Consider the following 8,850-nt stretch of genomic DNA (forward strand, 5'->3'; position numbering starts at 1 on the left):
GCGAATTTCGATTTAACTTCGGCACACCGTCCCGGCAGCTAAAAATCCTACAGGATTGGTGTGGGATTTAGGGCTAATCTAGTACAGCCCCTAAAATTTTTCGTTTTCAAACCTTCACCGCTTGCCATCAGCGTTAAATTTTTTTACGATAAGCACATAGATTGTAAACAATCGGTCACAAGCCGGTTTGTTTTTTCAGAAGACATTATCCCTGTCAGACGCTGTTTCTATATATTTTGCCTATAACGGCTTGTTTTTAATAAATAATTCAAGAGGTATCAACGTGTCTGATTCCAAGACGAAAGAACGCGCCACATTCGGCACGCGCCGCGCGTTTATGATTGCCGCCATCGGGTCCGCCGTCGGCTTGGGCAATATTTGGCGTTTCCCCTATATTGCTTTTGAAAACGGCGGCGGCGCGTTCATCCTGCCCTATCTGGTCGCGCTTCTGACGGCGGGCATCCCGCTGCTGCTGCTCGATTATGCCATCGGCCACCGTTACCGTGGTTCTGCGCCCTTGGCTTTCCGCCGCCTCGGACGATGGTTTGAGCCGGTCGGCTGGTGGAACGTGATGACCAATATCGTCATCTGCATCTATTACGCGGTAATTATCGGTTGGGCGGCAAGCTATACCTATTATTCGGTCAACGCCGCCTGGGGTGCGGATCCGCAGGGTTTTTTCTTTAAGGACTTCCTGCAAATGGCGGGCCCGGAAGCCTTGGGTTTGGATTTTGTCGGCAAAGTCGCCGGTCCTTTGGCGGGCGTGTGGGTTTTTACCGCCGCCATTATGGCGTTGGGCGTGCAAAAGGGCGTGGCGCGCGCCTCGTCGTTCTTTATGCCGCTGCTTTTGGTGATGTTTTTGATTATGGTCGGCATTTCACTAACCCTGCCGGGTGCGGCAAAGGGCTTGGACGCATTGTTTACGCCCGACTGGTCGAAACTCGCCGATTCCAAGGTCTGGGTGGCGGCATACGGGCAGATTTTCTTTTCGCTTTCCATCTGCTTCGGCATTATGGTTACCTATTCTTCTTATTTGAAGAAAAAAACCGACTTGGGCGGAACGGGGCTGGTGGTCGGTTTTGCCAACAGCAGCTTTGAACTGCTCGCGGGCATCGGCGTGTTTGCCGCATTGGGCTTTATGGCGCAGGCGGGCGGTAAGGCGGTCAACGAGGTTGCCTCAGGCGGCATCGGTTTGGCGTTTATCGCCTTTCCGACCATTATCAACCAGGCACCGATGGGCTGGCTGATCGGCATATTGTTTTTCGGTTCGCTGGTATTCGCCGGCGTTACGTCGATGATTTCCATCCTTGAAGTGATTGTGGCGGCGATTCAGGACAAGCTGAACATCGGGCGCGTCAACGCCACGCTGCTGGTCTGCATTCCGATGGGCATTGTTTCCACGCTGCTGTTCGGTACGGCGACGGGGCTGCCGGTTTTGGACGTGATGGACAAATTCGTCAACACCTACGGCATTGTTGCCGCCGGCTTTGTTTATGTTGCCGCCATCATCATCAGCGGCAGGCTGCCGGAATTACGCAAGCACCTGAACGCTTTGTCCTCCATCCGCATCGGCGGCTTGTGGACGGTCTGCGTCGTGGTTACCGTCGTGATGCTCGGCTATATGCTGTTTAAAGATACCAGCGGCCTGATGGAGAAAAATTACGAAGGTTATCCGGATGGTTTCCTCAGTATTTTCGGCTGGGGGATGTCGGCGGCGTTGGTCGTGTTCGGGCTGCTGCTGTCGTTGCTGCCTTGGAAACACGGTCAGGATTTCAACGTCAAAGACGAACACGAACATGAACAAGGAGAAGAAAAATGAGTACTTCCGCCATTGTGATGATGATTGTCTCAATCGTGATAATCTGGGGAGGGCTGCTGCTTTCCCTGTTAAGGCTGCCGAACGAGTAAGCCTTTAGAGCGTTAAAAATGCCGTCTGAACCGCTTCAGACGGCATTTTGATGTTCGGCTTGCAGGCAGGCGAGTTCGTTTGCCATTTGCTGTTCTAAGGTTTCGCGTCGGCGGATGAGTTTGTATCCGCCACCGTTAACCAACACTTCCGCCGCACGGTTGCGCGCGTTGTAATTGCTCGCCATACTGGCTCCGTATGCGCCCGCGCTGCGGATAAGCAGCAAATCCCCTTCTTCGCAGGCGATGGTGCGGTCTTTGCCGAGGAAGTCGCCGGTTTCGCAAATCGGACCGACGATGTTGGCGGTCAGCGTCGCGATGTCTTTGGTTTCGACCGCCTCGATGTGATGATAGGCATCATAAAGCGCCGGGCGCATCAAATCGTTCATCGCCGCATCGACCATCACAAAGTTTTTCTCTTCGCCGTATTTGACAAACTCGACGCGTGTCAGCAGCGAACCTGCGTTGCCGACCAGGCTGCGGCCGGGCTCAAGAATGAGTTTCAGACGGCGTGTGCCGATCAGTTTTTGAACGGCTTGGGCATACGCGCCCAAATCAGGCACATCTTCGTCTTGGTAAACAATGCCGACGCCGCCGCCCAAGTCCAAGTGTTCCAACACAATGCCTTCGGCGGCAAGCGCGTCAACCAAAATCAAAATGCGCTCGCAGGCTTCGACCAGCGGGCTTAAGTCGGTCAGTTGCGAACCGATGTGGCAGTCGATGCCGATGATTTTCAAATTGGGCTGTTGTGCGGCGTGGCGGTAGGCTTCGAGCGCGTCGGCGTAGGCGATGCCGAATTTGTTGGCTTTCAGACCTGTGGAGATGTAGGGATGGGTTTTCGCATCGACATCGGGATTGACGCGCAGGGAGACGGGCGCGGTTTTACCCAAACGCGCGGCAACTTTCTGAATACGGTCGATTTCGGGGATGCTTTCCATATTGAAGCATTTCACGCCTGCATTCAGCGCGAACTCGATTTCCGCCTCGCTTTTGCCTACGCCTGAAAATATGGTTTTTGCCGCGTCGCCGCCTGCCGCCAAAACGCGTGCCAATTCGCCGCCGGACACAATGTCAAAACCGCTCCCCAAAGAAGCAAAGTGTTTGATGATGCTCAGGTTGCCATTGGCTTTAACCGCATAGCAGACGAGCGGGGAGAGCTCGGCAAAGGCAGTTTGGTAGTGTTCAAATGCTTCGGTCAGCGCGGATTGGCTGTACACATAAAGCGGTGTGCCGAATGCTTCGGCAAGGCGGGGGTAGGGGACTTGTTCGCAAAATAGGGTCATATTTTCGTTTTCATTTTTGGGTTGGAGGGGCGGATTGCGGTTTGCCTTGAAGCTGCAAACCGGTTTGGATTACGCCGAAACGCGCCTTGTCGCCTTCTTTGGGCAGGTAGAGGTCGCCTTTGTAACCGCAGGCCGAGAGCAGGAGGGCGGTTGCCGCCGCAAAAAATACGCCGTATTTCATCGGTAAACTTCCTTCATAAGCGCGAATGTGGCAAGATTCGGCATCTTAAACAAAAAACACGCAAAAAGCTATGATGACCGAAAGCGAGTTTATCCGCGCGAGCGAAGCATTATTTGAACACATCGAAGACCAAATCGACGAAAACGGCTGGGATTTCGACTGCCGGTTTGCCGGAAACGTCCTGACCATCGAAGCCGGAGACGGCACGCAAATCATCGTCAACCGCCACACGCCCAATCAGGAATTGTGGGTTGCCGCCAAAAGCGGCGGCTACCATTTCGCCGAGCAAAACGGCAAATGGCTGGCAACGCGCGACAACCGCGATTTTTATGACGTTTTAAACGAAGCCCTGAGCGCGGCTTCGGGCGAAGCGGTAAAGATTGCCGAATTGTAATTTGAGTGTTATCACGGAAAGAAAAAATGAACACACGTCCCTTTTATTTCGGACTTATATTTATCGCGATTATCGCTATACTTGCTAACTATTTAGGAAACACTGATTTTTCCCATCATTATCATATCAGTGCTTTAATTATTGCTATCTTGCTGGGAATGGCAATCGGCAATACCATTTATCCGCAATTTTCAACACAAGTGGAAAAAGGCGTTTTGTTTGCCAAAGGCGTGCTTCTTCGCACTGGCATTGTGCTGTATGGTTTCCGCCTCACTTTTGGCGATATTGCCGATGTAGGATTAAATGCTGTCGTTACCGATGCAATCATGCTAATTTCAACCTTCTTTTTTACCGCACTTTTAGGCATTCGTTATCTAAAAATGGATAAACAATTGGTTTATCTCACTGGGGCAGGTTGCAGCATTTGCGGTGCGGCAGCAGTGATGGCGGCAGAGCCTGTTACCAAAGCAGAATCCCATAAAGTTTCAGTGGCGATTGCCGTAGTGGTCATTTTTGGGACGCTTGCTATTTTTACTTACCCCTTGTTCTACACGTGGTCACAAGATTTAATTAACGCCCATCAATTCGGTATTTATGTTGGTTCTAGTGTACACGAAGTGGCTCAAGTTTATGCGATTGGGGAAAATATTGATCCTATCGTGGCGAATACTGCCGTCATTTCCAAAATGATCCGAGTGATGATGCTCGCCCCCTTTTTATTAATGCTTTCTTGGTTATTAACACGTAGTGATGGGGTATCAGAAAATACCTCACACAAAATTACAATTCCTTGGTTTGCTGTACTTTTTATTGGTGTTGCCATTTTTAATTCTTTTGATTTATTACCAAAAGAACTCGTGAAATTATTCGTTGAAATCGATTCTTTCTTATTAATTTCATCAATGGCTGCGCTTGGCTTAACGACGCACGCAAGCGCAATCAAAAAGGCAGGATTAAAACCGTTTGTTTTAGGAATACTAACTTATTTATGGCTAGTGGTTGGTGGATTTTTAGTGAACTATGGAATATCAAAATTAATATAAAATTCACTAAAGAGAGCGTTACCCAATGGCACAATTACCGCTATATCTGACTGCCGAAATCGGAAATTTTACTGTCGGCACGCCTAAAGTTTTAGAATCATTTTCCAAACATATCCCTTATGGTGTCGTCTTTGAAGACGACGGCGACACGGGCTACTTCTATGCTGCTTCGCAAGACGGGATTTTAGATGCCTTGCACATCTACAATGTCGAAGATGTATCCGACAAACATATCCCCAATCATGTCTTGATTTTATGGGATGATGCCTGCACCATAGCCGCATTGTGTGTCAACGACTACATTCATGCCGTCTATGATTTTGTCGAACAGGCAGGATATTGCCGCAACGGCTTCCCTGAAGCAGGCGGCGAATGGGTGAAAGTCGAAAACCGCGTCTTGGATGATGAATTGCTGGACAAAATCCTATCCCGAGAACCTACATAACCCGCACAAAAGGATACCCAAATGCCCCTACTAGACAGTTTCAAAGTCGATCACACCCGTATGCATGCCCCCGCCGTACGCGTGGCGAAAACCATGACCACGCCCAAAGGCGACACCATTACCGTGTTCGACCTGCGCTTTTGCATTCCCAACAAAGAAATCCTGCCTGAAAAAGGCATACACACGCTGGAGCATTTGTTCGCAGGTTTTATGCGCGACCACTTGAACGGCAACGGCGTGGAAATCATCGACATTTCCCCGATGGGCTGCCGCACCGGTTTTTATATGAGCCTTATCGGCACGCCTTCCGAACAGCAGGTCGCCGATGCGTGGCTGGCTTCGATGCAGGATGTTTTGAATGTCAAAGACCAAAGCAAAATCCCCGAGTTGAACGAATACCAATGCGGCACTTATCAAATGCACTCGCTCGCCGAAGCGCAGCAAATCGCGCAAAACGTGTTGGCGCGCAAAGTGGCGGTGAACAAAAACGAAGAGCTGACGCTGGATGAAGGGCTGCTGAACGCCTAATCCGCCAAAAATGCCGTCTGAACAAGGGTTTCAGACGGCATTTGCCTTTTCCGTTATAATCTGGGGTTGTGCGGGGGCGGGTTTTAAGCCGGCATCGTCCTTCCCTATTTTTTTCTGTCCCTTATCGGTTTTAAGCGGGTTTTTTATGTCCAACAGACCTACACTCCTCCTCGTTGACGGCTCTTCCTATCTCTACCGCGCGTATCACGCGATGGGGCAAAACCTGACCGCACCCGACGGTGCACCGACGGGCGCGCTGTATGGCGTATTGAATATGTTGCGCCGTTTGCGGTCGGAATATCCGCACGATTATTGCGCGGTGGTTTTTGATGCGAAAGGCAAAAATTTCCGCCATCAAATGTTTGAAGAATACAAGGCGACGCGCCCGCCGATGCCCGACGATTTGCGCCCGCAGGCGGAAGCACTGCCGGATTTAGTGCGCCTGACGGGCTGGCCGGTATTGGTGATTGGGCAAGTGGAGGCGGACGATGTGATCGGCACGCTGGCGAAACAGGGGGCGGAACATGGTTTGCGAGTCATTGTTTCGACCGGCGATAAGGACATGGCGCAGTTGGTGGATGAGCGCGTTACGCTGGTGAACACGATGAGCGGAGAAACGCTGGATATTGAAGGCGTGAAGGCAAAATTCGGCGTGCGTCCCGACCAAATCCGCGATTATCTCGCGCTGATGGGCGACAAGGTGGACAACGTGCCGGGCGTGGAAAAATGCGGCCCGAAAACGGCGGTGAAGTGGCTGGAAGCCTACGGCTCGTTGCAAGGCGTGATAGAACACGCTTCGGAAATCAAGGGCAAAGTGGGCGAGAATCTGCGTGCCGCCCTGCCGCGCCTGCCGCTGTCGTATGACTTAGTAACGATTAAAACCGATGTGGACTTGCACGCCGAGCTTTCAGACGGCATCGAAAGCCTGCGCTGTACTACGCCGAAATGGGCGCAGCTGGTTGTCGATTTCAAACGCTGGGGCTTCCGCACCTGGCTGAAAGAAGCGGAATCAAACATGAATACCGGCTCGACCGATGATTTGTTCGGCAGCGACAGCATCGGCGAGCAGGCGGCTTTGAATGCGGAAATGCCGTTTGAAAAACAAGCCGAAAAAGCCACCGCCCCCGAAAGGCTGGATTATCAAGCCGTTACCACCGAAGCGCAGTTTGCCGCTTTGTTGGACAAACTGGCTCAGGCGGACACAATCGGCATTGATACGGAAACCACGTCATTAGACGCGATGAACGCCGCGCTGGTCGGCATCAGCATTGCGTTCCAAGCAGGCGAAGCGGTTTACATCCCCGTAGGACACAGCCTGACCGCCGCGCCTGAACAGCTTGATTTACAAGACGTATTAGGCCGTCTGAAACCGCATTTGGGAAACCCCGCCCTAAAAAAAATCGGGCAAAACCTCAAATACGACCAACACGTTTTCGCCAACTACGGCATCGCCCTGAACGGCATTGCCGGCGACGCCATGCTCGCTTCCTACATCATCGAGAGCCATCTCGGACACGGCTTGGACGAATTGTCCGAACGCTGGCTGGGCTTGGAAACCATTACCTACGAATCGTTGTGCGGCAAAGGCGCGAAGCAAATCGGTTTTGCCGATGTCGCCATCGGGCAGGCGACCGAATACGCCGCCCAAGACGCCGATTTCGCCCTGCGCCTCGAAGCGCACCTGCGCGCGCAAATGGACGAAAAACAGCTTGAAATGTATGAAAAAATGGAGCTACCCGTCGCGCAGGTATTGTTTGAAATGGAACGCAACGGCGTGCAAATTGACCGCGCCGAACTCACCCGCCAAAGTGCGGAACTCGGCGCGGAGCTGATGAAGCTCGAACAACAAGCCTACGCCGCCGCAGGCCAGCCGTTCAACCTCAATTCGCCCAAACAGCTGCAAGAAATCCTGTTCGACAAAATGGGCATCCCGACAAAAGGGCTGAAAAAAACTGCCAAAGGCGGCATTTCCACCAACGAAGCCGTGCTCGAACAGCTCGCGCCCGACTACCCCCTGCCCAAAATCATCCTGCAAAACCGCAGCCTGGCGAAACTCAAATCCACCTACACCGACAAACTGCCCGAAATGATTTCTCCCCGGGATAACCGCGTGCATACCACCTACGCCCAAGCCGTCGCCATTACAGGACGCTTGGCAAGCAACAACCCCAACCTGCAAAACATCCCCATCCGCACCGCCGAAGGCCGCCGCGTACGTCGCGCCTTTACCGCACCGCAAGGCAGCGTCATCGTTTCCGCCGACTATTCCCAAATCGAGCTGCGCATCATGGCGCACCTCTCTGGCGACAAAACCCTCATCGCTGCGTTCCAAAACGGCGAAGACGTACACCGCCGCACCGCCGCCGAAGTGTTCGGCATCGCCCCCGAAAACGTCTCGTCCGAACAACGCCGCTACGCCAAAACCATCAACTTCGGCCTCATTTACGGCATGGGCCAATACGGCCTCGCCAAATCATTGGGCATCGACAACATCTCCGCCAAAAACTTTATCGACCGCTACTTCGCCCGCTATCCCGGCGTCGCCGAATACATGCAGCGCACCAAAGAACAAGCCGCCGCACAAGGCTTTGTCGAAACCCTGTTCGGCAGAAGGCTCTACCTGCCCGACATCCACAACAAAAACGCCAACGCCCGCGCCGGAGCCGAACGCGCCGCCATCAACGCCCCCATGCAAGGCACCGCCTCCGACCTCATCAAACGCGCCATGATAGACGTGTCCCGCTGGCTTTCAGAGTGCGAAGCCTCCCCGTGGGACGAACTCTTACAAAGCAAACTGATTATGCAGGTGCATGACGAACTGGTGCTGGAAGTCGTTGAAACCGAACTGGATTTTGTCAAAGAAAAACTGCCGCAGATTATGGCGAAAGTGGGCGGCGGATTATTGGATGTACCGCTGGTGGCTGAGGTTGGCGTAGGGGAGAATTGGGAAGAGGCACATTGATTGAAAGGTGTTATATGCTATCTTTATTTAAATAAAATTTAATTTTTGGTATATTTTTTCTAAATGTTCCTATAGTATAGTGGATCAACAAAAATCAGGACAAGGCGAC

Annotated in this window: 9 protein-coding genes and 1 pseudogene; 8 read left to right on the forward strand and 2 right to left on the reverse strand. The window is 52.2% G+C overall.

What is annotated here, in order from left to right:
- From HMPREF2959_RS11715 to HMPREF2959_RS10425, 3 genes and pseudogenes are all read left to right on the forward strand, one after another.
- A pseudogene (locus HMPREF2959_RS11715) lies at positions 1-71 on the forward strand (IS1595 family transposase); the annotation flags it as partial.
- Between the two features lie 212 nt (positions 72-283).
- The gene (locus HMPREF2959_RS00575) at positions 284-1,819 is read left to right on the forward strand and encodes a sodium-dependent transporter (RefSeq protein ID WP_002221654.1); all 1,536 of its coding nucleotides are present in this window, start codon (positions 284-286) and stop codon (positions 1,817-1,819) included.
- Complete coding sequence (locus HMPREF2959_RS10425) at positions 1,816-1,908, forward strand: methionine/alanine import family NSS transporter small subunit (RefSeq protein ID WP_002233157.1); 93 nt, start codon at positions 1,816-1,818, stop codon at positions 1,906-1,908. Before HMPREF2959_RS00575 ends, HMPREF2959_RS10425 begins: the two co-directional genes overlap by 4 nt.
- A gap of 35 nt (positions 1,909-1,943) precedes the next feature.
- Here HMPREF2959_RS10425 and lysA read toward each other — a convergent pair whose 3' ends face one another.
- Both lysA and HMPREF2959_RS00585 read right to left on the reverse strand, forming a co-directional pair.
- The gene (gene lysA, locus HMPREF2959_RS00580) at positions 1,944-3,188 is read right to left on the reverse strand and encodes a diaminopimelate decarboxylase (protein WP_002221655.1); all 1,245 of its coding nucleotides are present in this window, start codon (positions 3,186-3,188) and stop codon (positions 1,944-1,946) included.
- Between the two features lie 10 nt (positions 3,189-3,198).
- Complete coding sequence (locus HMPREF2959_RS00585; RefSeq protein WP_002218098.1) at positions 3,199-3,369, reverse strand: LPS translocon maturation chaperone LptM; 171 nt, start codon at positions 3,367-3,369, stop codon at positions 3,199-3,201.
- A 70-nt stretch (positions 3,370-3,439) separates the two neighbouring features.
- On the opposite strand from HMPREF2959_RS00585, the gene cyaY reads away from it, so the two are divergent.
- From cyaY to polA, 5 genes are all read left to right on the forward strand, one after another.
- Positions 3,440-3,763 (forward strand): iron donor protein CyaY, encoded by a 324-nt coding sequence (cyaY, locus tag HMPREF2959_RS00590; protein ID WP_002243390.1) that lies wholly within the window; start codon positions 3,440-3,442, stop codon positions 3,761-3,763.
- Positions 3,764-3,789: 26 nt separating this feature from the next.
- Positions 3,790-4,806, forward strand: a complete 1,017-nt coding sequence (locus tag HMPREF2959_RS00595; protein ID WP_070696226.1) for a YeiH family protein — start codon at positions 3,790-3,792, stop codon at positions 4,804-4,806.
- A gap of 25 nt (positions 4,807-4,831) precedes the next feature.
- The gene (locus tag HMPREF2959_RS00600; RefSeq protein WP_002243388.1) at positions 4,832-5,251 is read left to right on the forward strand and encodes a DUF2251 domain-containing protein; all 420 of its coding nucleotides are present in this window, start codon (positions 4,832-4,834) and stop codon (positions 5,249-5,251) included.
- A 21-nt stretch (positions 5,252-5,272) separates the two neighbouring features.
- Positions 5,273-5,779, forward strand: coding sequence for an S-ribosylhomocysteine lyase (gene luxS, locus HMPREF2959_RS00605; protein WP_002230899.1), 507 nt, complete (start codon positions 5,273-5,275; stop codon positions 5,777-5,779).
- 145 nt (positions 5,780-5,924) lie between these two features.
- A complete protein-coding gene (gene polA, locus HMPREF2959_RS00610) occupies positions 5,925-8,741 on the forward strand; it encodes a DNA polymerase I (RefSeq protein ID WP_070696228.1) in 2,817 nt (938 codons plus the stop codon).
- Positions 8,742-8,850 lie beyond the last annotated feature (109 nt).

It is taken from the genome of Neisseria sp. HMSC070F02, from assembly GCF_001814225.1.
GTDB classification, from domain to species: Bacteria; Pseudomonadota; Gammaproteobacteria; order Burkholderiales; family Neisseriaceae; genus Neisseria; species Neisseria meningitidis.

Bases quoted from the DNA above. Each gene is read 5' to 3' on its own strand.
- HMPREF2959_RS10425 (WP_002233157.1), top strand. From the start codon at position 1,816: ATGAGTACTTCCGCCATTGTGATGATGATTGTCTCAATCGTGATAATC.
- lysA (WP_002221655.1), bottom strand. From the start codon at position 3,188: ATGACCCTATTTTGCGAACAAGTCCCCTACCCCCGCCTTGCCGAAGCA.
- HMPREF2959_RS00585 (WP_002218098.1), bottom strand. From the start codon at position 3,369: ATGAAATACGGCGTATTTTTTGCGGCGGCAACCGCCCTCCTGCTCTCG.
- cyaY (WP_002243390.1), top strand. From the start codon at position 3,440: ATGATGACCGAAAGCGAGTTTATCCGCGCGAGCGAAGCATTATTTGAA.
- HMPREF2959_RS00595 (WP_070696226.1), top strand. From the start codon at position 3,790: ATGAACACACGTCCCTTTTATTTCGGACTTATATTTATCGCGATTATC.
- HMPREF2959_RS00600 (WP_002243388.1), top strand. From the start codon at position 4,832: ATGGCACAATTACCGCTATATCTGACTGCCGAAATCGGAAATTTTACT.
- luxS (WP_002230899.1), top strand. From the start codon at position 5,273: ATGCCCCTACTAGACAGTTTCAAAGTCGATCACACCCGTATGCATGCC.
- polA (WP_070696228.1), top strand. From the start codon at position 5,925: ATGTCCAACAGACCTACACTCCTCCTCGTTGACGGCTCTTCCTATCTC.